We start from the raw sequence: 20,905 nt of genomic DNA on the forward strand, positions 1-20,905 counted from the left end.
TGAGGGGCGCTCATGCGGCCGGCCGCACACAGAAATAGGTATAGACGTAACAGCCCTGGTCACTGTGCTTTCATGTCTTCGGCTGGCGGTAGCAGTCCAATTTCGCGGGCGGCCTTCATGTCGGCGTAGGCCTGTGTCCGTCCCACGTGTGTCGCTGGACAGACCAACTTTGTGATCACGCTTCGCGTGGACCAGTCGTTGGGTGCCTCCCACACAATCTCCGCAGTCTTCTCGATCCGGGGTAGGTAGATCGACCACCACTTCGGTCCGCAGCGGCGCCGTAGCTCCTCCAACAGCAAGATTTCGTCCCTGTCCATCAAGCCTGTGCGCATGCTGCTGCCTGGTGACCAGCCGTCGACGACCCACTTCCAGCCGTGTGGTGTCTCTTCGAAGGCGACGTCTGGCATCGTCGCCAGCGCGAGGGGAAGCGCGAGCTTGCGGGCGGAGGCTCGGACCTGATCCTTCTCCACCCCGGAGGAGAGACCGGTGACGGAGATGGCGTTGTCCGGCTCGGTGACACCCCCCTGATCGATGGTCACCGCGATACACATCTCCACCTCCGTGACCGCGCACCACAGACTGATGCGGAACCGGGGAGGAAAGAGCCGGCCCGCGACGGGTACCAGGGTCTCCTGGTACCAGGGCTCGTCACCGTCGTGATGCGACGGCTCGACGCACATACCTCCTGTCCAGTACGGGTTCACGACGCACTCCTGCTGGGCCAGAGCCCAGCGATCAGGAGGGCGAGCGTCGTGGTGACGCCGAACGTGCTTGCGGCCGTACGGACCGCGCTGACGAGGGGCTCGTGACCGGCCTGGGAGAGGACCATCGAGATCAGCGCGGCGACGAGGCCGACCACGGCGGCGCCCAAGATGTAGTGGCGTGGAATCTTCACTCGACAACTGTCTCGCCCAGGTCCGGATGAATCCATGCTGTGCCGGTCCGGAGAACCGACCTCGAAAAACTGGACAACCCCTGAGCAGCGATCATGCGGAACCTGTTCGGGTATCCGGCGACAGATCGCCCCGCCCCGGACGGGCTGTCAGTCGTGCTGCGAGACTTCGGCGGTGAGCACCACGCGCCGCCCACTCGGGCATGGACCGATCCCCCTCGACGACGACCAGGCCGCGCGTACCGCCCGCGGCCGTACGGCGGCGGAGCGGGCCGCCGAGGAGATTCCCCAGCAGTCCGTCCCGCGCGCGGAGTCCGGCTCGGCTACGGCCCGGCGGAACCTCGGCGCCGGACCTGGGGCCCGTTGATCCAGTCCCACAGGCCCTAGAGCAGCCGGATGTCGCAGACGCGGCTTCCGTGCAGGACGTGCCGCGCGCGCCCGGTCAGCGTTCACCCGGCCGGAGAGGTCGGCACTCCGGGTCGCCCGGCCGGTGTGCGTGCTGGTCCGGGCGGGTGCCGGACGCCGAATCCACTTGGATCGTTTCGGCCTCGCCGTGGATCACGCGGTCACAACGGCAGCAGATGAGCATCACGAACGCTCCGGTGCCGGGCACGACCAGACTTCGGTGGAGGTGACGTGGACACCCTGCGCGCCGTGGATGGTTCCGCGCTCGATGGCGCCCGCAGTGAGGAGGGCGCTGCAGGAAACGCAAGCACGGCCCAGGGCCTGGGCGTGGGTGAGGCGGGAGACCGAGGTGGGCAGGGGCATCAGGTGGCAGGCCACCGCCCGGGCGGTGGTCACCGGCCCGATCCGCTCTCGGCGTGCCGCGAGCACTTCACGATCGGCCAGGGCACGCTGAAACCCGCGACGATCGCCTCGCCCGCCGAGATCAGTTCGTCGTCGACGGCGCCGCAATCCCAGCAGGCGTGTCCGTGCAGGCGCGCTACGCTCACGTCCGCGATGTCGGCTACGACCAGATCGGCCATCGCCCCTCCCATCTGCTCGTTCAGTGCGGTCAGACAGATGATGGGCCGGGGAAAGGGCAGCAAGGGATACACGTCGTATCCCTAGGAGAGGTTGCCTAGACCGCGCCGATCCACTCCGCGAACGAGCTCAGCGACCCGGTGTCGGCACGCTTGATCCGACGGATCGTCTCGATGTCCTCCCGCGCCCAGGGGTGTTCGCGGACGTGCTGCGGCGCCAGCCGCCGGGCGACCTTCAACGACTCGAATGCGGCGTCCGGCCGACCGGCCCAGAGTTGGGCGCGGCCGATGTCGACGTAGAACCCGCTCCGGCGTTCGGCGGGGATCTCATCTCCCGGCTTCCAACCCCCGGCCATTTCCAGAGCCCGGCCGATGTGGTCGCCGCCGAGACTGACGGCGACCGCCACCTCGTGGATGCGAACGCTGGACGGTCCGAAAGCCGTACCGAGGTAGACGCCCTCTTCTAGGTGCTCCGCGAACCTTCCGGCCTCGCGTAGGTGGGCGTGCGCCGCGTCCGGCGCGCCGGCGCGAGCGGCCACCACGGCCGTCCGCATGTGCAGTGCCCCACGGAGAGCGGCAGCCTGGGTGGTTCCCGGGCCGGGTCCGGCGTCGAGTGCCCGTTCCAGAGTGATCTGTCCCGCGCGGTGGGCACGGGCCGCGAAGAACGTCTCCGCGTGGACGTACGCGGCGACCGCGCCGATGTCGGGGTCCTCGGTCTGCACGGCCGCCCATCGCATCACGTCGATCAGGCGCGCGGACAGGTCGTGCGCGCCGACCTTGTAGGCCACCGCGTCGGCCGCACGAGCGGCCGCCACCACCAGACGGGCCGCCGCGGCCCGATGCGTACCCGACGCGGCGTGCAGATGCGCCAGCGAGTCCGTCAGGAGGCCGGGTGCCGCGGCGGCGATCCGCCCGTACTGGGCAGCCAGCCGCCATCCGGTCGCCTCGTCGACGGCGCATGCCACCTCGGCGCGAGGTCTCGTAGGAGGGTCGAGCGGGACGTCGTACCCCGCGATCACAGCCGAGATCGAGGGCAGTGCCGTGTGGACCCTGCGACTGGTGCCCGTGTACGAACGGTCCAGCCGTGAGGGGCCCACGCCGAGCGCTGACGCGAGGGCTTCGAGAAGGACCGCGGACGGGGTACGGGCGCCGCGCTCGATCGACTTGACCATGGCGAGGGAGACATGGGACTCGCGTGCGAGGTCGGCTTGGGTCATGCGGCGGACGTGGCGCCGTGCTGCGATGCGCTGCCCGATGTGATCGGCCATGCAGGCACGGTACTGGTCCGCGAACCGGTCGGCGCCCGCTACGCCTTGGCGATGGCGACCAGCCTGACCAGTTCTGCCAGCGTGTCGATCGAGTAGTCCGCCGTCCGCCGCTCGCGGATCTCGTCGGCCCACCAGTGCCCCCACGGGCCGCGCCGTACGTGCGCGGTCAGCAGGCCGGCCGCTCGCGCCGGGGCCAGGTCGTTGGCCGGGTGGTCGCCGACGTAGAGGGTCTGCGCCGCGGGCGCGCCGGACACCTCCAACACCTTCTGGAAGAAGGCGGGTTCGGGCTTGGCGACGCCCCATTCTCCGGACGTCGCGACCAGGTCCGCCGGCAAGTCGAGCGCGCGCAGCAGTGTGCCGGCCTTCGGGCTCTGGTTTCCCGCGACGACGACACGGACCCCGGCCGCCCGGAGGGCGGAGAGGGAGGGGCGCACGTCGTCGTACAGGTCCGTATCGTCGAGTTGCTCGCCGCGTCCTGCCGCCTCGCGGGCGGCGTACTCGGCCTGGATGTCGATGTCCGGCCGGAGCAGGCGGAGCGCGTCGGAGTTGTCGCGGCCGTCGATGACGACCGCGCCGACGAGCGCGGACAGCGTGTGCCGTGGCACGCCGAGCCAGTCGGCCCAGGCCCCCCAGTAGCGGTCATCGCGGGTCAGGGTCTCGCCTACGTCCAGGACGACGGTGCGGATCATCCGGTCAGCCTACGGTGCTCCGGCGCCCGCCCCCAGTGCTACGCCGGCCGGTCCGTGGCCGGGGTGGCCGGGGCGGCCGACGGGGCCGGAGTGGTCGTCAGGAGGGGGCGGACGTGGGTCAGGAGGAGGTCCAGGAAGCGGTCCGGGCGGCGGAACGACGCGAAGTGGCTGCAGCCCTCGATCACCGCGAAGTGTTTGACCGGGGCCTCGACCTCCTCGAAGTACGCATGGGCGGAGGCCGTCGGGGTGAGCACGTCGTACTCGCCCTGGAAGACGAAGAAGGGGATCTCGAAGCGCGTCCCCTCGGCCCGGTCGTCGAACCCGGCCGTTCCCCCGGTGATCCGCTCCGAGAACGACTGCCCCTTGAAGAAGTCCCGCAGGTCGCGCAGCGAGTGCAGCGGCGACAGCCACATCGAGCCCAGCACCACCTTCTTGATCGTGTCGAGCGTCAGCGGGTCGCTCTGCGCGCAGAGCTTGGCGTACGTCGCCTGCTGCCGCGGCGTCCACGCGTACGGGTCCGGGCCGATCTCCTCGACCCGCGCGACCTGCTTGTGCTTCCCGGCGGCGCGCAGCCGCTCCAGCAGGGCGTCGTAGGCGGAGGTGTCGCGGCCGCCGGTGTGGATGTTCTGGTCGGTGCCGACGTAGGCGGAGTAGAGCTCGGGGTGCGCGCGGGCCAGCCGTAGCCCGAAGGCGCTGCCGTAGGAGTTGGCGAGGAGCACCACCCGCTCGGCGCCCAGCAGGCGCCGGGCGTGGTGCGTGACCTCCAGGACGTCCTCGTAGAGCCGCTCGAAAGTGGCCTCGCCCTGGCCCTCCGGGCCGCCCCGGCCGAAGGTCTTGCCGGCGCCGCGCATGTCCCAGCGGAGAAGCGTGAAGTGGCGCTCCCAGGAGCGGGTGCGGGCCGTGTAGATGGAGTTGGCGGCGCCGGGGCCGCCGTGGATCTCTACGACGACCGGGTTGGCGCGGTCCTCGCCGCGCACCGAGATCCACTGGTCGATGCCGCCGATGCGGACGAAGCCCCGCTCGTCGATGCCCTGCGGGGAATCGATCCGCAGGGCCTTGGCGGCCTGCGCGCGGCGCAGCGCGCGGTGGGCGAAGAGTCCGGCGGCGGGGGTGGCGAGGGCGGCGGCGGTGAGAGCGGCGATGGCGGTGGCGATCACTGTGTCCTCCGTAAACTGTGTCTAGTGGATACAGATGAGTGTAGGTGTAGAAGAGAGCGGTACAGGTGGTGCGGGGTGAGCGGTCCGAGCGGACGGAGCGGTGCGGCGGGATCAGGCGGAGGCTCCGGCCTTGGCTCCCGGCTTCCGTTCCGCGTCCTCGTCGCGTTCCCGGCCCGGGGTGGGGAGGTCGAACTTCACGATCGCCCAGCGGAAGAGCACGTAGTAGATGGCGGCGAAGGCCAGGCCGATCGGTATGAGCATCCAGGGCTTGGTGGCGATGCCGTAGTTGACGATGTAGTCGATGGCGCCGGAGGAGAAGCCGAAGCCGTCACGGATGCCGAGGGCGTAGCAGACGGCCATCGAGACGCCGAAGAGGAAGGCGTGGATCGCGTAGAGGACCGGGGCCACGAACATGAAGGCGAACTCGATGGGCTCGGTCACGCCGGTGACGAAGGAGGTCAGGGCGACGGAGATCATCATGCCCTTGACCATGGTGCGGTTCTCGGGGCGTGCGGTGTGCGCGATGGCCATGGCGGCGGCCGGGAGGGCGAACATGTAGATCGGGAAGCCGCCGGTCATGAACTGGCCCGCGGTCGGGTCGCCGGCGAGGAAGCGGGCGATGTCGCCGTGCACCTCGGTGCCGGTGGTCGGGTTCACGAAGGAGCCGGCCTCGAACCAGGGGAAGACCGAGAAGAAGTGGTGCATCCCGATCGGGATGAGGGCCCGGACGACGAGGCCGAAGAGGCCCGCGCCCCAGGCGCCGGTGCCGACCAGCCACTCGCCGAAGTGGAAGAACCAGCCGCCGACGGTCGGCCAGACCACTCCGAATACCACTCCGATGCCGACGCCGGCGAAGGCGCTCAGGATCGGCACGAGCCGGCGGCCGCCGAAGAAGCCGAGCCATTCGGGCAGCTTGGTCCGGCTGAAGCGCTGGTAGAGGAGGGCCGCGACCAGGCCCATCACGATGCCGCCGAGGACCTTGGCGTCGAGCGGCTCGCCGTCCACGCCCTTGGGGAAGGCCGGGCTGGCGAGCACCGCCTTGAAGACGAGGTAGCCGACCACGGCCGCCAGGGCGGTTGAGCCGTCGGACTTCTTGGCGAAGCCGATGGCCACGCCGACCGCGAAGAGCAGCGGCAGGTTGGCGAAGACCGTGTCACCGGCGGCCGCCAGCACCATCGCGAGCTTCTGCACGATCAGCGGGAAGTTCTCACGGCCCAGCAGGTCGTGGCCGCCGAGCCGGGTCAGCAGGGCGGCGGCCGGCAGCGTGGCCACGGGCAGCATCAGGCTGCGGCCGATGCGCTGCATGACCGGCATGATCCGGCCCGGCTTCTTTCCGGCGGCCGGTGCGGTGGCCGGGGCTGTGGCCGTACTCATCGCAGGTACTCCTCGTCGAGCGGGTGGTGGGGACGACTCGAAGGTAACCAGTGGTTTTGGATTGGTCAACGGTGGTCTCTTGTGGTCTTACGGAAAACATCAAGATGAGGCCGAAGGTCTCGCCATCCCGAGGTCGGAAGCCACAACAAAGTGGTAGCAAGTGGTATGGTTCATCCCATGATCGACGATCCTGCCACCGACGACGCCGCCACCTCCTCCTCCGTCGTCCGTGCCGCCGACCCCCTGTGGGCCCAGGCCGCGGACCGGATCCGCGAGGAGATCGCGCGCCGCGGCCTGACCGCCGGCAGCAAGCTGCCGCCCGAGCGCGAGCTGTGCACCCGGCTGGACGTCTCCCGCGTCACCCTGCGCCGCGCGCTCGGCCGCCTCGTCGAGCAGGGCCTGGTCACCGCCTCCCACGGGCGCGGCTGGTTCGTCGCGGCGCCCGTGGCGCCCGCGCCCGCCCGCGAGTGGCCCAAAGACCTGGAGTCCTTCACCGCCACCGCGCGCCGCAAGCACATGCGCGCCAGCTCGGTCGTCCTGCGGCACGACACGGTCACGGCGTCCCTGGACGATGCGGACCGCCTCGGCGTGCCCGCCGGCACCCCGCTGCTGCTCCTGGAGCGGGTCCGGCTGCTCAACGACGTCCGGATCGCCCTCGACCGGACGCTCGTCGTCGTCGAACTCGCGCCCGACCTCGCCCGCACCGACTTCCGCGAGACCTCGCTCTTCGAGGAGCTGCGCCGCTGGGGCGTCGAGCCCGACCGCGCCGAGGCCACGATCGAGGCGCGCACGGCCGACGGGGAACTCGCCGGGCACCTCGGCATCGCCGAGGGCGCGCCCGTGCTCGTCCTCGACCAGACCGTGTTCACGCGCGACCAGCGGCCGCTCCTGCTGTCCACCGTGGAGTACAGCGGCGACCGCTACCGGCTGCGCACCACTCTGCAGACAGACTGACACCGCCGTCCGGCCGCGCGGTAGCGCCCTTCGGCACCCGCCGGCCCGCCGAAGGGCCCCGCCGCGACGCCCCTGCTCAGGCGGGCCGCTGCTCGTACCCTTGGCCGGCTCCTACGACCGAACTGCGCCCCACGCCGGGCCCGCCGCCGCTTCGGGAAACCCCCGGAGCGGAGGCTCCACGGTGCGCGGCGGTCGCGGGGCCCGGTACTGCTGTCAGAGCGCCGCGAGGAACTCCAGCAGCGCCGCGTTGAAGGCCTCCGGCTGCTCCACGCCCGGCAGGTGTCCGGCCCGCTCCACGACGGTGAGCACCGAGTGCGGGACCAGTGCGTGCAGGGACTCGGCCTCGGCGACCGGGGTGTACACGTCGTCCCGGCCGACGATGATCAGGCAGGGCACCTCGGCGGGCAGCGCCGCGAGCACCGGGGCGTAGTCGGGCCGCTCGGCCCGCCCGCGCAGCGCTGCGGCCGCGCCCTCGGGTGCGGTCGCGTACATCATCGCGGTCACCTTGGCGGCGGCCTCGGGCATTCCGGTCACGTTGTACGGCGCGAGCATCTTGTCGATGACCTCGTCGGTGTAGGGCTTCATCCCCTCCCGCAGCAGCCGCTCGGCGAGGTTCAGGCGGAAGGCCTTGCCGTCCTCGGTCTCCGCCGGGGAGGAGCTGTCGGACAGGACGAGGGCCCGTACCAGACCCGGGTGGCGCAGCCGCATCTCCATGGCGATCTGCCCGCCCATGGACACACCGCCGACGACCGCTTGTTCGACGCCCAGGCGGTCGAGCAGGGCGGCCAGGTCGTCGGCGAAGGCGGCGAGCAGGGTCTTGCCGGGAACCACCGGGCTTTGACCGTATCCCCGCAGGTCAGGGGCGATGACACGGTAACCGGCCGCGGTCAGGGCGGCCGTCTGGGGGTCCCATATCGTGCGGTTGAACGGATGTCCGTGGATCAGGATTACGGGGGCTCCGTCACGGGGACCCAAGTCCTCGAAAAAGAGTGTCACGCCATTGCCAATTTGGGGGTTCATGAGAGGACTCTAAGGGGCTACATTGAGCCACTCGCGTTCACCTGACAGCCCGTTGCCTTTCACCCGTGTTTTGCACGGGGGGCGACGTCAGGGACGCAGACTGTGCAACCACCCCACCGCCCAGAAGGACCGAAGGCTCCGTGCCCGTACCCGTACTCCTCGCCGGCCGCTCCGTGCGGCTTGAGCCCCTCGCCCCCCACCACACCGAGGCCTTGGCCATGGCCGGGGCCGAGGATCGTACGACTTACGCCTTCACTCCCGTGCCCCACGGGTTGCAGGCGTCACACGAGTACATCGACCGTGCCCTCGCCGATCAGGCGGCGGGTCGATCGCTCCCGTTCGCGGTGGTCAGAGCCACCGACGGCCGGGTGGTCGGTTCGACCCGGTTCCTGGAACTCGACTACTGGCAGGGGCCGCTGGTGTGGCCCGCCGTGCCGGGGGTCCCGTTCGGCGATCCGGCGACGGCGATCCCCGATGCCGCCGAGATCGGCAATACCTGGCTGTCCCCGCAGGCCCAGGGAACCGGCATCAACACCGAGGCGAAGCTCCTCCTGCTGCGCCATGCCTTCGAGACCTGGGGCGTCCGGCGCATCTCGCTGCGCGCCGATGCCCGCAACGGCCGCTCGCGCGCCGCCATGGAACGGCTCGGGTTCACCAGCGAGGGGGTCCGCCGGGCCCATTCGAGGGGCCTCGACGGGGCGGTCCGCAGTACGGCCTTCTACTCGATCCTCGACGAGGAGTGGCCGACCGTGCGGTCGGTCATCGAGCTCAGGCTGTCGGCGGCCGCGCAGCGCAAGCGGCGGCGCAAGACGCTCATCCCGGCGTAACGGTCCTTCTGCGCTGCCGCACCCTGCCCTTCCGTTCGGACGGCGGGCGGCTCCCGCCCCCACTTCCCCGGTGTCAGCCGAGGAAGGCGGGGGCGAGGGCCGACGTCATGAGCCGGGCCGGGGCGCCGCTGCCGTCGGCGGGCAGGGAGTAGAGGTCTGCGCCGAAGTCCCCGGGCAGGGAGTAGACGACCGTCTTGTCGTCCGTCCACACCACCTGGTCGTCGACGCTGCGCTCCTCGGCGAGCGGGGCCTCCGCCATCGAGGCCAGGTCCAGGACGTACAGCCGCCAGGGCGCGTCCGGCGACAGGCCGGGCACCCGCTTCTTGAACACCAGCCGGGTCCCGTCGGGCGACAGGGACGGGCATTCGAGGTTCTCGCGCAGCGTGGTCACCGTGCGTGCCGCGAGGTCGCCGCGGACCAGGTAGGTCTGGCCCCCGGTCGCGAGCGTGGCGTAGAAGCCCTGCTCGTCGGCGGTGAAGGTGACTCCCCAGAAGTTGACGTCGGCGTTGCGGTACGCCTTGCCGTCCTTGTGGATCGTGAAGTCCTCCAGGGAGGCGTCGTACTTCCCGGTGCGCAGGTCCAGCAGCGAGGTCCGGGTCGAGAAGTTCGTGCCCGCGTACGAGTCCCCGCCCACGAAGACCGTCCAGGCGGCCAGACGGCCGCCGGGCGAGACCCTCGCCCGGGTCGGGATGCCGGCCAGCGGGTGGCTGGAGACCTCCTCGAGCCGGGCATCGAGGACGACGGCCTTGTAGCTGTCCTGCACCCCGCCCTTGTCGGCTTGGAGGCAGACCCCCGTGCCGGCGGCGGAGTGGAAGCGCAGGCAGCTGACCCCGGAGGCGGTACGGGGCCCTTCGGGCGCGTCGGCCGGTGCGGTGGCCAGCTCGTCGCGGTGCGGCCCCCAGACCATGTTCCGGAACACGATCCGCCGGCCGCCGTCGCCCGGGGCGAGGGACACCGCGCCCGGGGTGATCGCCGGCCCGCCGGCCCGGGCCCGGTCCTTCTCGTCGGCGCGCGAGGAGGCCCGCACGACGGCGAGCGCCCCGATCGCGGCGAGCAGGACGACGGCGGAGACGAGGATCAGGATCCGGCGCTTCAGGGGCACGGGCGGGGCCTTTCGGGATCGGCGGGTGGGATCAGACGGCTGCGGCGTCCGGCGCGGGAGCACGAGCACCGCGTCGCCCGGGGCGGGTGCCCGGGGCGGCGATCAGCTCGGAGGCCAGGTTGGGCGCGGAGCTGAAGCCCGGCGTGTAGCAGCTGTCGCCGGTCACGCCCTGGTGGGAGCCCGAGAAGAGTTGCAGGCAGTTGGGCCGGCTCGGGTGCGTGATGCCGTAGGAGTTGGTGAGGTTGACTCCCCCCGGCTGGGCGGCGGCGATGCCCGCCCACAGCGCGGCGCCGACGGTGGAGACGCCGAAGGCGGTGGCGCGGGCAGTGGCGAGGGCGGTCTTGCGACGGGACCGTGGAAGTGGCATGCCGGGCACGGGAATTACCTCCGGGCAGGGGCTTGGGGCGGCGCGGAGGTACCGTACCGATCGGCATGTGCAGGGGCCAGAGATACTCGGCGAACAGATCGGGAACTCCGCCGACCGTTTCGACGTCGGGCAATGTCCTCCTCTCGGGAACCCAAAGAGTCGGAAAAATCCGGAACCTGTGAGCACGTAGGCTCCTCTTTTGATCGAAAGCAGTCCCACCCCGCCCCAACGGGGTCAGCACCAAGCCGGAGAGCAACCGCACATGTCGCACTCACCCGACGGACAGCAGCAGCCGTACCGGTCGGAAGGGCCCTACCAGCAGCAGCCGTACCCGCCGCAGGGGCAGCAGCCGTACCCTCCCCACCCGCCGCAGGGGCAGCCCCCCCACGGTGAGCCGCGGCGGCCTTCGCGGGTCCGGCGGTGGGTGATCGCGGGCGCCTCCGTGCTCGCGCTGGCGGGTGTCGCGGCGCTCGTGATGAACCACTACGAGATACCGCCCTTCACGGACAAGGGCGAGGCCGTCTCGTTCGGGAAGCCGCACACCGGTGACTCCGGTGAGGCCGTCAAACCGCCGGCGAACTCGAAGATGTCGATGCCCACGGGCCCGAAGGCCGATTTCAAGAACTCGATGACCCTGCCCGACGGCACGCACGTGGCCGTCACCACGCTGGACGGCAAGAAGTCGGGCTTCAAGGGCAAGGTCTGGGTCTGGGCTCCCAAGGAGTACGACGACCCGAAGTTCGCCAAGAGCGGCTTCCCGGTCATGATCGCGCTCCCGGGCGGCGCCGGCTACCCGAACAACTACTGGATGGGCACCGACCTGGGCCTGCAGACCAGCATCAGCAAGTGGTACGCCGAGGGCAAGAGCAAGCCCTTCATCCTCGCCATGCCGGTGCTGAACCCGGGTCCGGACGACAAGGGCGTCTACTGGGACGGGTCCGACATCCCGGACCAGCCCAAGATGGGCACCTGGCTCACCGACGACGTCCCGGACCTGGTGCGCGCGAACTTCCGCACGGTCAAGTCCCGTGACGGCTGGGCCTACATGGGCTCCTCGACCGGTGGCTTCGCCAGCCTGAAGGCCGTGCTGAAGCACCCGGACAAGTTCAAGGCCGCGATCTGCTCGGGCCCGGACATCGTGCCCGACTCCTCGCTGTGGAGGGGCCACGACAAGGAGAAGGCGGAGAACAACCCCGAGCTGCTGGCCAAGGCGCTGATCGACAAGAAGGGCCCGGACGTCTACCTGGCCTTCCAGGTCGGCACCAACGAGTCCAACAAGAACACCCTACCGAACGTGGAGAAGTTCATCGCCGCCTACGGCAAGGGGCCGGTCCACACCGAGCTGAAGATCATCCAGGGCGGCCAGCACAACGCGAAGACCTACGTCCCCAACATGGGCGAGGGGCCGATCCAGTACATCAGCAAGGTCATGGAAGGGCCCGTGGAGTAACCAGCCGCGCTTCCACCTGCTTCGGCCCGCCGAACACCTTCGGCGGGCCGTCGCCGTTCCAGGGCGCCCAGCCGGGGTCCCCGTCCACGGCGAAGCGCACCCAGGCCGCGTGCATCTCCTCGGCCAGTTCCTGCGGGGCGTGGGGCCCGGCCAGCCACGACGCCTCGGGGACGGCCAGGGTGTCGAAGACGAAGCCCAGCTCCAGCGCGTGGCAGGACCCGAGGCCCGGGATCCCGGACGGCCACGCGAACTCGTAGACGAAGCTCGGCGCGCCCCGCCCCGGCGCCCCGGCCAGGGCGCGCAGCGGGTCGCGCAGCAGCCGGTCGGTGAGCAGGTGCCCGGCGAGGTCGGCGGGGCCGGCGCCGGGCCGCTCGGCGCGCAGCGCCCGTACGGCGCCGCGGTCCTTGCCGCCGCGGATCCGGCCCAGGGCCACGGCGAGCGGGCCCAGCCGGTCCAGCAGCCGCATCCCGCCGGTCGGGGCCAGCCAGAGCCGGTGCTCCTCGGCGGTCCAGCCCAGCAGCAGCGGCATGTCCGCGGCCGCGGCCGCCGCGGCTTCGAGCGGGTCCGCCGGCAGCGTGTCCGGGTCGGTGACCAGCCCGAAGGCCGGGCCGCCGACCAGCGGCGAGGACCGGCGCAGCACGGCGGCCTGGGCGGCGAGCAGGTCGGTCAGGGCGACGGCGGCGAATGCCCCGGCGGTGGCGGGGACCTTGAGCAGCGCGGCCATCCGCCGGACCATGGCGCGCACCCGCTCGCACGGCAGGGCCTCGGGAGGCCCGCTCTGCAGGGCGGCCCGGTGGAAGAGCCCGGCGGCCCGGGGCGCGGCGAGGAGGGCGCCGATGCTGATGGCCCCGGCGGACTCGCCGAAGACGGTCACCCGCCCGGGGTCTCCGCCGAAGGCCTCGATGTTCTCCCGGACCCAGGTCAGGGCGGCGATCTGGTCGAGCAGCCCGCGGTTGGCGGGGGCGTCGGGGAAGAGCCCGTAGCCGAGGACGCCGAGGCGGTAGTTGACGGAGACGAGCACCACGCCGTCGCGGGCGAAGGCGGAGCCGTCGTAGACGGGGACGGCGGAGGAGCCCCGGGTGAGGGCCCCGCCGTGGATCCAGACCATGACCGGGAGCCGGGCCCCGGGCGTCCGCCCGGCCGCGGGGTCCGGGGTCCACACGTTCAGGTTGAGGCAGTCGTCGCCGGGGACGTCCGGATCGGGCAGCAGCGCGGCGAACGGGTCGGGGTAGGGCACCTTGGGCGCGGTGGGACCGTACGCACCCGCGTCGCGTACGCCGTCCCACGGCTCGGGGGGCGCGGGCGCGGCGAACCGGCGGGCGCCGACGGGCGGGGCGGCGTAGGGGATGCCGCGGAAGACGGCGATGCCGCCGGGGCCGCTGCGGCCCTCGACCACTCCGTGCGCCGTCCGGGCCCGGGGTCGGGCACGGTCCTGGGCGTCGCTCGCCGCTGCGGGCATCGTGTCCTCCTGGGTCCGTCGGAGACGGCCTGCCGGGTCCGCCAAGGACGGCCCGGTCGCCGGTATCCGGGGTTCCGCGCTCCGTCCGGTCGCACCGTCGCACAGGCACGCGACGGGTGACAAGGCGTGACCCCGTCCGGGTCGGGCCGGGTTGGGCCGGGCATGCGATCCCTCTCTCTCCACGACACCGTTCGGAGCGTCCTGCGGGCCGGCTCGGTCCCGGCCCTGCTGCTGGCGGCCACGGCCGCCGCGGCGGCCGGCAGCGGCGCCCACGCCGCCGACGGCCCGACCGCCGCCCTCGGGACCCCGTCGGCCGTCGGGCCCGAGTTCCAGTACCTGGGCACGGACGACCGGCCGCACGGCTTCACCGCCCCCAAGGGCTGCCTGGCCGCGAAGGGCGGCGGCGGGCGCGCCGTGACGAACAAGACCCGGGGCCCGGTGGCGCTCTACCGGGAGCCCGGCTGCGCGGGCTCCCCGGTGCAGGTGCTCGCGCCGGGAGCCGTCACGCCGGTGCGTCCGTACTTCGCCTCCGCCCGGTTCGGGATCACCGGGTAGTCCGGGACCACCGGCGGCCCAGCGGCCGTGACCCTTGGGCGGTCCCCGCGTTGTATGCCATGTCAAACGCCGCAGCTTCCAGTTTCTGCGGCACCCCGATCCTCACGAGGAGATCTTGATGTCGCGTATCGCGAAGGCATTCGTCATCACCGCTGCCGCCGGTAGCGCCCTGGCCGCCGGTGCGGGTCTGGCGGCTGCCGATGCCGGAGCGCACGGTGCGGCGGTCGGCTCCCCCGGTGTCCTGTCGGGCAACCTGCTCCAGGTTCCGGTGCACGTCCCGGTCAACGTCTGCGGCAACACCGTCAACGTGATCGGCCTGCTGAACCCGGCGTTCGGCAACACCTGCGTCAACGCGTCGGGCCACGGCGGCGGCCACCACACCGAGGGCAACTACGGCGGCTGATCGCCCGGTGCCACGAAGGGCCCCCGCCACTTGGCGGGGGCCCTTCCCCGTGCGCCCGTGCGCCCGGGCCGGCGGGGTCACTCGTAGCGGTAGGAGCCCTGGTGGCCGAGCATCTGGCGCGGGGTGACGTCCCACGGCGGCATCGGCTCGTCGAGGGCGATCACCCTGCCCCGCTGGAGGTCGCCGAGTGCGAGCGGGGCGGCGGGCAGGTAGCCCGATGCCGGGTGCCGCTGCTGCCAGCGGTCCCAGAGCAGGTCGACGAAGGCGTGGTGCAGCCAGAACGCCGGGTCGTTGGGCGCGGTGCCGCCCGTCATGTGGCCGCCGATCCACTGGTGGACCTTGTTGTGGTTGCGCCACTTCTCGCTCTTCGGCGCGGCCCAGCCCTCCAGCTTGTTGCGGAAGCCGCCGCCGGCGGCCGTCGAGTCCCAGGGCGAGGTGTCGTACACCGGGTCGTCGATGGCCCACTGGAGCTCGGCCGCGGTCGGCAGGGTGATCGGGTTCTGCGGCCGGCCCAGGTTGCGGGTGAGGAAGCGGGCCTCCGTGATGCCCACCGTCACCGTCCAGTTGCCCTTGTCGTGGGCGAACGGGCCGGTCATCACCTGGCGGTCGCTCGCGCGGCCGGTCCCGCCGAGGAAGTCGTCGGCCCACAGGGAGGAGACCGGGCTGGTGTCGGTGGTCCAGTCCCAGTACGGGATGGAGACGCCGGGGTCGACGCCCTGCAGCTGCCGCTCGAACTCCAGCAGGTAGCGCCGGTGCCAGGGGAAGAAGGACGGCGACATGTGCCCGACGCGCAGCTTGCGGTCGCGGTCGGGGACGAAGTACTTGTCGTGGGTGCGCACGAAGGCGTCGTAGGTGCCGTTGCGCTTGAGCTCCAGCACGGCCGCCGTGAACCGCTTCTTCTGCGCGCTGGTCAGGTTCTTCTGGTTCTGTCGGGTGTACAAGGCCCGCTACTCCTGTCCGCCGTGGTGGGACGCCGCGAAGGCCAGCTGGTTGGTGCCCAGTTCGTCGACGGCGGCGCGGGCGAGCTCCAGCGGGGTGGCGTAGGACTGGAAGTGGTTGATCCCGCTGAGGTAGCTGCCGTCGGCTCGGCGCATGACGTGCAGCGCCCGGCCGTCGATGCGGACCCCGGCGAGGTCCACCGCGATGTGGCGGCCGCGGTACGTCTCCTCGGCGAGCGGGGCCGGGGTGAGGGTCTGCCGGGGCCGGCGGGCGCGCAGTACGGGGGCCAGGGCCGCGGCCGTGCCGGCGAACAGGGCCGCGGTGAATGCCGTACGAAGGGCCGCGCGGCGGGTGAGTGGTGCGGCGGCGGGTACTGCGTACATACGGTCTCCCTCGCTCGGTGGCCGGTGCCTACGGGTCTAACGCGGCGCGGCGGACGAGGTCACCGAGAAGCCCCCTACTGCCCCGTGTGCTTGTAGTAGAAGGTGGTCGCCACCAGGCGGCCGGCCGGATCGGCGGCGTAGTCGGGGATGGAGCCCGCCTCGGTCCAGCCGGCGGTCCGGTACACCCGCTCGGCCCCGCTGCCGCTCTCGGTGTCCAGGAACAGGAGCACCACCCCGGCGCGGGCGGCGGCCGCCTCGGCTTCGGCGAGGAGGGCGCGGCCCGTGCCGCGGCCGCGGGCCCCGGGGTGGACCATGAGCTTGCGCACCTCGGCGCGGTGGCGGCCGTTGGGCTTCGTCTCCCGGCTCCAGCTGACGGTGCCGTCGATCCAGTCGTCCGGCCCCCTCGACACCCACAGGGCGAGGGAGCCCTCCTCCACGGCGGGGAGCAGGGATTCCCACCAGGCGACGGCGGCCTCGTGGTCGATGTCGGCGAGGAAGCCCAGTGAGGCACCGTCGCGGACCACGCGCAGGAGGAGGGAGGCCAGTTCGTCGCGGTACGCGAACAGATCGGCGGCGTCGATCCGGGTGATGGAAGCGCTCATCCGCCGAGGATAGGGATCAGCCGGTGGCGCGCTGGAGGCGGGGCAGGTGCAGGTCGCGGAAGACCGCGGTCATGCGCAGGGCGAAGACCAGGGCGGCGGACACGGCGATGTTGACGGTGTCCGGGGCTCCGGCCCGGTGCAGGCCGAGGTAGGAGACCGCCCCGGCGAGCGCGGCCGTCGCGTACACCTCCTCGCGCAGCAGCAGGGGCGGGAACTCCCCGCAGAGCACGTCGCGGACGACCTCGCCGGTGACTCCCGTCAGGACGGCGAGGATGAGCACGGCGACCGGGGTGACGTGCGCGTCGATGGCGGCGCGGGCGCCGATCACGGTGACGACGGAGAGGCCGACGGCGTCGACGACCATCAGGGAGCGGTGCGGGAGCTCCCGGCGGCGCAGGTAGAGCATGGTGGCGACGGCGACGGACGCGATGAGGACGAGCAGCAGCCAGTCGTGCGTCCAGTAGAGCGGATGCCGGTCGAGGATGAGGTCGCGCAGGGTCCCGCCGGAGATGGCGGCCGCGAAGGCGAGGACGAGCCCGCCGAAGGGGTCCATGTTCGCGCGGTGCGCGGCGAGGACGCCGGAGGCGGCGAAGGCGGCTATGCCGAGCAGGTAGAGGGCGTGCAGCATGACGCGGCTCCCTTCGCGGGGCGGGGTCGACGGGGAATCCGTCAAGGCTGCCGCAGCCCCGGCGCCGACCGCATCGGCCGTTCGGCCGGCACTCCCCGTGGGATCACGCCCGTACCCCGCGCCCCGACGCCGGCGGGGCTGGGTTTTCCAGCCCCGCCGGCGTCGAGGGCACGGGCCGGGAGCAGCACCGGGCGGGCATCGGCTAGTGCCGTGACCGGAAAGGTTTGCCGGGTCGCGGTGTCCGGTGCGGTGCATCTCCCCCAGCTACCGCTGGGAGGGGCCCCCGGGCGGAGGATCACGTCGCGTACTGGACGTACTCGCGTGGTCCGACAACGCGGCGAGGTGCCGTGCCGGGCGCCGCGACCCGGTGGACCTTTCCGGTCACGGCACTAGGGGGACGGCCTAGGGGGACGGGAGTTCCGCGAAGTCCGCTACCAGGCCGCGGTGGTGGCCGGCCGTGCCGAGGGCCAGGGAGTCGGCCTTGGCCCGCTTGAGGTAGAGGTGGGCGGGGTGTTCCCAGGTCATGCCGATGCCGCCGTGCAGCTGTACGCACTCCTCGGCCGCCTTGACCGCGACTCCCGAGCAGTAGGCCTGGGCCACGGCGACCGTGAGCGGCGCGTCGGGGGCGCCGGTCGCGAGGGCGTCCGCGGCGGCCCGGGCCGCGGCCCGGGCGGAGGCCACGTCGAGCCAGAGCCGGGCGAGGCGGTGCTTGAGGGCCTGGAAGGAGCCGAGGGGCCGGTTGAACTGGTGGCGGGTGCGCAGGTGCGCCACCGTCTGCGCCAGGCACCATTCGGCGAGCCCGAGCTGTTCCGAGGCGAGCAGTCCGGCCCCGGAGAGCAGTGCCCCGGCGATGGCCGCGCGGGCGGTGGCCGGGTCGGCGAGCCGGGTCCCGGCGGCCCCGTCGAGGGTGACGGTGGCCAGGGGGCGGGTCAGGTCCAGCGCCACGAGGGGGGTCCGAGAGACCCCCGGCGAGTCGGCCTGGACGGCGTACAACCCGGTGTCGGCGAGGACCAGCAGCACGTCGGCGCCGGCCGCGTCCGCGACGGAGGTGACGCTGCCGCTCAGCGTCCGCGTGCCCGTCCCGCCGCCGTGGCCGCCGCCGGGGCCCGTCCCGCCGCCGGGGCCCGCGCCGGTGTCCCGGACCGGCGCCGGCAGGGGTGCGCCGGGGGCCAGGGTCAGGGGCAGCGCGGGCGCGCAGACCCGCCGGCCCGCCGCGAGCTCCCGCAGGAGGTCGGCACAGTCCGCGCCGTCGCAGCCGAGCAGGATCTCCGTCGCCGGGACGGCGCTGGTGAGGTAGGGGACCGGGGCGGCGGCCCGGCCGAGCTCCTCCAGGACCACGGCCGCCTCCCGGTGGCTCGCGCCCTGGCCGCCCAGCTTCTCCGGTACGAGCAGTCCCGCGGCGCCGATGTCCGCGGCGAGCACCCGCCACAGCACCGGGTCGTGCGGGGCGCCGCCCTCGATCCGGGCCAGGACGGCGGCGGCGTCGCAGCGGGAGGCGAGCAGGGAGCGTACGGCCGTGCGGAGTTCCTCCTCCGCCTCGGAGTACAGCAGGTCCAGGGGGGCCGCGCTCGGGGGGTTCGGTGCGCTCATCGGGCCAGGTCCTTCCAGGCGAGGTCCTTGTCGTCGCGCGGTTCGGCGGGCAGGCCGAGGACGCGTTCGGCGACGATGTTGAGGAGGATTTCGCTGGTGCCGCCCTCGATGCTGTTGCCCTTGGCGCGCAGGTAGCGGTAGCCGGCGTCGCGGCCGGTGAAATCGACGATCTCGGGGCGGCGCAGGGTCCAGTCCTCGTACAGCAGCCCTTCCTCGCCGAGGAGTTCCACCTCCAGGCCGCTGATCTCCTGGTTGAGGCGGGCGAAGGCGAGCTTCATCCCCGAGCCTTCCGGGCCGGGCGCTCCGGCGGCGAGCTGCTGGCGCAGCCGCTCCCCGGTGAGGCGGGCGACCTCCGCCTCGACCCACAGCTCCAGCAGCCGCTGGTGCAGGGAGTGCGTGCGCAGCTCAGGGCGCCCGCGCCAGGCGGCGGCGACCGGGGCGATCATGCCGCCCTCGCGGGGGATGCGCATGCCGCCGATGGAGACCCGCTCGTTCATCAGGGTGGTGCGGGCGACGGCCCAGCCCTGGCCCACCTCGCCGAGCCGGTGGGCGTCGGGGATCTTGACGCCGGTGAGGAAGACCTCGTTGAACTCGGCCTCGCCGGTGATCTGGCGCAGCGGGCGCACTTCCACGCCGGGGGCGTGCATGTCGCACAGGAAGTAGGTGATGCCCTGGTGCTTGGGCAGCGCGGGATCGGTGCGGGCGATCAGGATCGCCCAGCGGGCGGTGTGGGCGCTGGAGGTCCACACCTTCTGGCCGTCCACCACCCAGTCTCCGTCCCCGTCGGCGGCGCGGACCGCACGGGTGCCGAGTGCGGCCAGGTCGGAGCCGGCGCCGGGCTCGCTGAAGAGCTGGCACCAGACCTCCTCCCCGATCCACAGGGGGCGCAGGAAGCGCCGCTTCTGCTCCTCGGTGCCGTACGCGAGGATCGTGGGCGCGGCCATGCCCAGGCCGATGCCGATCCGGCGCGGGTCGTTGTCGGGGGCCGCGGCGGCCTCCAGTTCGGCGTCGACGACGGCCTGGAGGGTGCGGGGCGCGCCGAGTCCGCCGAGGCCCTCGGGGTAGTGCACCCAGGCGAGTCCGGCGTCGAAGCGGGCGCGCAGGAAGTCCTCGCGCGCGGTGGTGGCGGGCGGGTGCGCGGCGAGCAGTTCCCGTGTGCGCAGGAGCAGTTGTGCGGCGGTGACCGCGGCGGCCGTCATCGCCGGCCCCCGTCCCGGGCCGGTACGACGACCAGCCGGCCGGTGGTGGTCCCGTCGGCGAGGCGCTGTACGGCGTCGGCGGCACCGGCGAGCGGGACGCGCTCGCTGACCAGCGGCCTGACGGTGCCTTCGGCGGCGAGGCGGGTGAGCTCCGCGTGGCAGGCGGCGATGGCGGCGGGCTCCTTGGTGGCGTACAGGCCCCAGTGCAGGCCGAGGATCGCGTAGTTCTTCACCAGGGCGTGGTTCAGTGCCGGGGCGGGGATGGTTCCGCTCGCGAAGCCCACGACGACGATGCGGCCCTCGAAGGCCACGCACTTGGCCGAGGCGGTGTAGGCGTCGCCGCCGACCGGGTCGTAGACGACGTCGGCGCCGCGTCCCGCGGTGAACTCCTTGACGCGGGCGACGATGTCCTCCGTCGTGCGGTCGACGACCAGGTCGCAGCCGAGCTCCTCGGCGGTGGCCGCCTTGGCCTTGCCGCCGACGACTCCGATGACGGTGGCTCCGGCGGCCTTGCCGAGCTGGACGGCGGCGCTGCCGACCCCGCCGGCGGCGGCGTGCACGAGGAGGGTCTCGCCCGCCTGGAGGCGTGCCCGGCGGTGCAGGCCGAACCAGCCCGTCTGGTAGCCGATGTGCAGTGCGGCCGCCTCGGCGTCGTCGAGGGTGTCCGGGGCGGGGAGCAGGGCCCGCGCGGGGGCGGTGACGTACTCGGCGAAACCGCCGTTGGGCAGGCTCGGATTGGCGATGACGCGGCGGCCGTCGTCGGTCTCGCCGCAGATCTCCACGCCGGGGGTGAAGGGCAGCGGGGGGCGGATCTGGTACTGGCCGCGCACGAGCAGCGCGTCGGGGAAGTTGACGTTGGCGGCGAGCACCTTGAGCCTCACCTCGCCCTCGCCGGGCACCGGTTCGGGCACCTCTTCGAGGCGCATGGCCTCGCGGGGCTCGCCGGGGGTGTGTACTCGCCATGCCTGCATCAGGGGCCTCCAGCCGCCGACGGGGAACCACGCCTCGCGGGCATACTAAGCGGTCGCTTGCATTCCTGGGAACCTGTCGGAGGACACGGTTAC

The 20,905-nt window shown here is 72.5% G+C and carries 24 protein-coding genes and 1 pseudogene; 6 read left to right on the forward strand and 19 right to left on the reverse strand.

Annotated features, from left to right (window positions below; genetic code table 11):
• Positions 1-59: 59 nt before the first annotated feature.
• The gene (locus DRB96_RS26510) at positions 60-704 is read right to left on the reverse strand and encodes a hypothetical protein (protein ID WP_162688725.1); all 645 of its coding nucleotides are present in this window, start codon (positions 702-704) and stop codon (positions 60-62) included.
• Complete coding sequence (locus tag DRB96_RS26515; protein WP_112450718.1) at positions 701-895, reverse strand: hypothetical protein; 195 nt, start codon at positions 893-895, stop codon at positions 701-703. The genes DRB96_RS26510 and DRB96_RS26515 overlap by 4 nt, the downstream gene beginning before the upstream one ends.
• A 172-nt stretch (positions 896-1,067) precedes the next feature.
• On the opposite strand from DRB96_RS26515, the gene DRB96_RS43215 reads away from it, so the two are divergent.
• Positions 1,068-1,259, forward strand: a complete 192-nt coding sequence (locus tag DRB96_RS43215; protein ID WP_162688726.1) for a YdaU family protein — start codon at positions 1,068-1,070, stop codon at positions 1,257-1,259.
• Between the two features lie 221 nt (positions 1,260-1,480).
• Here the strand turns inward: DRB96_RS43215 and DRB96_RS26520 are convergent, their stop codons facing one another.
• The 6 genes from DRB96_RS26520 to DRB96_RS26545 form a co-directional block, all read right to left on the reverse strand.
• Positions 1,481-1,693 (reverse strand): hypothetical protein, encoded by a 213-nt coding sequence (locus tag DRB96_RS26520; RefSeq protein ID WP_112450719.1) that lies wholly within the window; start codon positions 1,691-1,693, stop codon positions 1,481-1,483.
• Positions 1,690-1,950, reverse strand: a complete 261-nt coding sequence (locus tag DRB96_RS26525; protein ID WP_162688727.1) for a hypothetical protein — start codon at positions 1,948-1,950, stop codon at positions 1,690-1,692. Before DRB96_RS26525 ends, DRB96_RS26520 begins: the two co-directional genes overlap by 4 nt.
• 23 nt (positions 1,951-1,973) lie before the next feature.
• Positions 1,974-3,143, reverse strand: coding sequence for a helix-turn-helix transcriptional regulator (locus tag DRB96_RS26530; RefSeq protein WP_112450721.1), 1,170 nt, complete (start codon positions 3,141-3,143; stop codon positions 1,974-1,976).
• Between the two features lie 38 nt (positions 3,144-3,181).
• Positions 3,182-3,832 (reverse strand): HAD family hydrolase, encoded by a 651-nt coding sequence (locus DRB96_RS26535; RefSeq protein WP_204357822.1) that lies wholly within the window; start codon positions 3,830-3,832, stop codon positions 3,182-3,184.
• 38 nt (positions 3,833-3,870) lie between these two features.
• Positions 3,871-4,989 (reverse strand): alpha/beta hydrolase, encoded by a 1,119-nt coding sequence (locus tag DRB96_RS26540; protein WP_112450722.1) that lies wholly within the window; start codon positions 4,987-4,989, stop codon positions 3,871-3,873.
• Positions 4,990-5,100: 111 nt separating this feature from the next.
• Positions 5,101-6,363, reverse strand: coding sequence for a PTS transporter subunit EIIC (locus DRB96_RS26545; protein WP_112450723.1), 1,263 nt, complete (start codon positions 6,361-6,363; stop codon positions 5,101-5,103).
• A 177-nt stretch (positions 6,364-6,540) separates the two neighbouring features.
• On the opposite strand from DRB96_RS26545, the gene DRB96_RS26550 reads away from it, so the two are divergent.
• Entirely contained in the window at positions 6,541-7,317 is a 777-nt protein-coding gene (locus DRB96_RS26550; RefSeq protein ID WP_112450724.1) for a GntR family transcriptional regulator, read from the forward strand.
• A gap of 213 nt (positions 7,318-7,530) precedes the next feature.
• Here the strand turns inward: DRB96_RS26550 and DRB96_RS26555 are convergent, their stop codons facing one another.
• Positions 7,531-8,337 carry an alpha/beta fold hydrolase gene (locus tag DRB96_RS26555; protein ID WP_112450725.1) on the reverse strand — a complete coding sequence of 269 codons (807 nt, stop codon included), beginning with the start codon at positions 8,335-8,337 and terminating at the stop codon, positions 7,531-7,533.
• A gap of 140 nt (positions 8,338-8,477) precedes the next feature.
• Here DRB96_RS26555 and DRB96_RS26560 point away from each other — a divergent pair, with 140 nt between their 5' ends.
• The gene (locus tag DRB96_RS26560; RefSeq protein WP_112450726.1) at positions 8,478-9,164 is read left to right on the forward strand and encodes a GNAT family protein; all 687 of its coding nucleotides are present in this window, start codon (positions 8,478-8,480) and stop codon (positions 9,162-9,164) included.
• A 73-nt stretch (positions 9,165-9,237) separates the two neighbouring features.
• On the opposite strand, the gene DRB96_RS26565 is transcribed toward DRB96_RS26560, so the two are convergent.
• Positions 9,238-10,266 (reverse strand): PD40 domain-containing protein, encoded by a 1,029-nt coding sequence (locus DRB96_RS26565; RefSeq protein WP_112450727.1) that lies wholly within the window; start codon positions 10,264-10,266, stop codon positions 9,238-9,240.
• A gap of 94 nt (positions 10,267-10,360) precedes the next feature.
• Positions 10,361-10,633: pseudogene (locus DRB96_RS26570) on the reverse strand (acid phosphatase); the annotation flags it as partial.
• Positions 10,634-10,895: 262 nt separating this feature from the next.
• Between DRB96_RS26570 and DRB96_RS26575 the strand changes: the two are divergent.
• Complete coding sequence (locus DRB96_RS26575) at positions 10,896-12,083, forward strand: alpha/beta hydrolase-fold protein (RefSeq protein ID WP_112450728.1); 1,188 nt, start codon at positions 10,896-10,898, stop codon at positions 12,081-12,083.
• On the opposite strand, the gene DRB96_RS26580 is transcribed toward DRB96_RS26575, so the two are convergent.
• Positions 12,061-13,542 carry a carboxylesterase family protein gene (locus DRB96_RS26580; RefSeq protein WP_112450729.1) on the reverse strand — a complete coding sequence of 494 codons (1,482 nt, stop codon included), beginning with the start codon at positions 13,540-13,542 and terminating at the stop codon, positions 12,061-12,063. The two genes, DRB96_RS26575 and DRB96_RS26580, sit on opposite strands and share 23 nt — an antisense overlap.
• 162 nt (positions 13,543-13,704) lie before the next feature.
• On the opposite strand from DRB96_RS26580, the gene DRB96_RS26585 reads away from it, so the two are divergent.
• Positions 13,705-14,097, forward strand: coding sequence for a hypothetical protein (locus DRB96_RS26585; protein WP_162688670.1), 393 nt, complete (start codon positions 13,705-13,707; stop codon positions 14,095-14,097).
• 118 nt (positions 14,098-14,215) lie between these two features.
• Positions 14,216-14,500, forward strand: coding sequence for a chaplin (locus DRB96_RS26590; RefSeq protein WP_112450731.1), 285 nt, complete (start codon positions 14,216-14,218; stop codon positions 14,498-14,500).
• A 77-nt stretch (positions 14,501-14,577) separates the two neighbouring features.
• Here DRB96_RS26590 and DRB96_RS26595 read toward each other — a convergent pair whose 3' ends face one another.
• From DRB96_RS26595 to DRB96_RS26625, 7 genes are all read right to left on the reverse strand, one after another.
• Positions 14,578-15,441 carry a tyrosinase family protein gene (locus DRB96_RS26595; protein ID WP_112450732.1) on the reverse strand — a complete coding sequence of 288 codons (864 nt, stop codon included), beginning with the start codon at positions 15,439-15,441 and terminating at the stop codon, positions 14,578-14,580.
• A gap of 6 nt (positions 15,442-15,447) precedes the next feature.
• Positions 15,448-15,822, reverse strand: a complete 375-nt coding sequence (locus tag DRB96_RS26600; protein ID WP_112450733.1) for a tyrosinase family oxidase copper chaperone — start codon at positions 15,820-15,822, stop codon at positions 15,448-15,450.
• Positions 15,823-15,896: 74 nt separating this feature from the next.
• Positions 15,897-16,424 (reverse strand): GNAT family N-acetyltransferase, encoded by a 528-nt coding sequence (locus DRB96_RS26605; protein ID WP_112450734.1) that lies wholly within the window; start codon positions 16,422-16,424, stop codon positions 15,897-15,899.
• A 16-nt stretch (positions 16,425-16,440) separates the two neighbouring features.
• A complete protein-coding gene (locus DRB96_RS26610; protein WP_112450735.1) occupies positions 16,441-17,052 on the reverse strand; it encodes a trimeric intracellular cation channel family protein in 612 nt (203 codons plus the stop codon).
• 402 nt (positions 17,053-17,454) lie between these two features.
• Complete coding sequence (locus tag DRB96_RS26615; RefSeq protein WP_112450736.1) at positions 17,455-18,642, reverse strand: acyl-CoA dehydrogenase family protein; 1,188 nt, start codon at positions 18,640-18,642, stop codon at positions 17,455-17,457.
• Entirely contained in the window at positions 18,639-19,841 is a 1,203-nt protein-coding gene (locus tag DRB96_RS26620; RefSeq protein WP_112450737.1) for an acyl-CoA dehydrogenase family protein, read from the reverse strand. Before DRB96_RS26620 ends, DRB96_RS26615 begins: the two co-directional genes overlap by 4 nt.
• The gene (locus DRB96_RS26625) at positions 19,838-20,812 is read right to left on the reverse strand and encodes an NADPH:quinone oxidoreductase family protein (protein WP_112450738.1); all 975 of its coding nucleotides are present in this window, start codon (positions 20,810-20,812) and stop codon (positions 19,838-19,840) included. The genes DRB96_RS26620 and DRB96_RS26625 overlap by 4 nt, the downstream gene beginning before the upstream one ends.
• Positions 20,813-20,905 lie beyond the last annotated feature (93 nt).

Source organism: Streptomyces sp. ICC1 (genome assembly GCF_003287935.1).
GTDB classification, from domain to species: Bacteria; Actinomycetota; Actinomycetes; order Streptomycetales; family Streptomycetaceae; genus Streptomyces; species Streptomyces tritrimontium.

Excerpts from the sequence above, each read along its gene's own strand:
- DRB96_RS26530 (WP_112450721.1), bottom strand. The coding sequence starts at position 3,143 with ATGGCCGATCACATCGGGCAGCGCATCGCAGCACGGCGCCACGTCCGC.
- DRB96_RS26535 (WP_204357822.1), bottom strand. The coding sequence starts at position 3,832 with ATGATCCGCACCGTCGTCCTGGACGTAGGCGAGACCCTGACCCGCGAT.
- DRB96_RS26545 (WP_112450723.1), bottom strand. The coding sequence starts at position 6,363 with ATGAGTACGGCCACAGCCCCGGCCACCGCACCGGCCGCCGGAAAGAAG.
- DRB96_RS26550 (WP_112450724.1), top strand. The coding sequence starts at position 6,541 with ATGATCGACGATCCTGCCACCGACGACGCCGCCACCTCCTCCTCCGTC.
- DRB96_RS26555 (WP_112450725.1), bottom strand. The coding sequence starts at position 8,337 with ATGAACCCCCAAATTGGCAATGGCGTGACACTCTTTTTCGAGGACTTG.
- DRB96_RS26575 (WP_112450728.1), top strand. The coding sequence starts at position 10,896 with ATGTCGCACTCACCCGACGGACAGCAGCAGCCGTACCGGTCGGAAGGG.
- DRB96_RS26580 (WP_112450729.1), bottom strand. The coding sequence starts at position 13,542 with ATGCCCGCAGCGGCGAGCGACGCCCAGGACCGTGCCCGACCCCGGGCC.
- DRB96_RS26585 (WP_162688670.1), top strand. The coding sequence starts at position 13,705 with ATGCGATCCCTCTCTCTCCACGACACCGTTCGGAGCGTCCTGCGGGCC.
- DRB96_RS26590 (WP_112450731.1), top strand. The coding sequence starts at position 14,216 with ATGTCGCGTATCGCGAAGGCATTCGTCATCACCGCTGCCGCCGGTAGC.
- DRB96_RS26600 (WP_112450733.1), bottom strand. The coding sequence starts at position 15,822 with ATGTACGCAGTACCCGCCGCCGCACCACTCACCCGCCGCGCGGCCCTT.
- DRB96_RS26605 (WP_112450734.1), bottom strand. The coding sequence starts at position 16,424 with ATGAGCGCTTCCATCACCCGGATCGACGCCGCCGATCTGTTCGCGTAC.
- DRB96_RS26610 (WP_112450735.1), bottom strand. The coding sequence starts at position 17,052 with ATGCTGCACGCCCTCTACCTGCTCGGCATAGCCGCCTTCGCCGCCTCC.
- DRB96_RS26615 (WP_112450736.1), bottom strand. The coding sequence starts at position 18,642 with ATGAGCGCACCGAACCCCCCGAGCGCGGCCCCCCTGGACCTGCTGTAC.
- DRB96_RS26620 (WP_112450737.1), bottom strand. The coding sequence starts at position 19,841 with ATGACGGCCGCCGCGGTCACCGCCGCACAACTGCTCCTGCGCACACGG.
- DRB96_RS26625 (WP_112450738.1), bottom strand. The coding sequence starts at position 20,812 with ATGCAGGCATGGCGAGTACACACCCCCGGCGAGCCCCGCGAGGCCATG.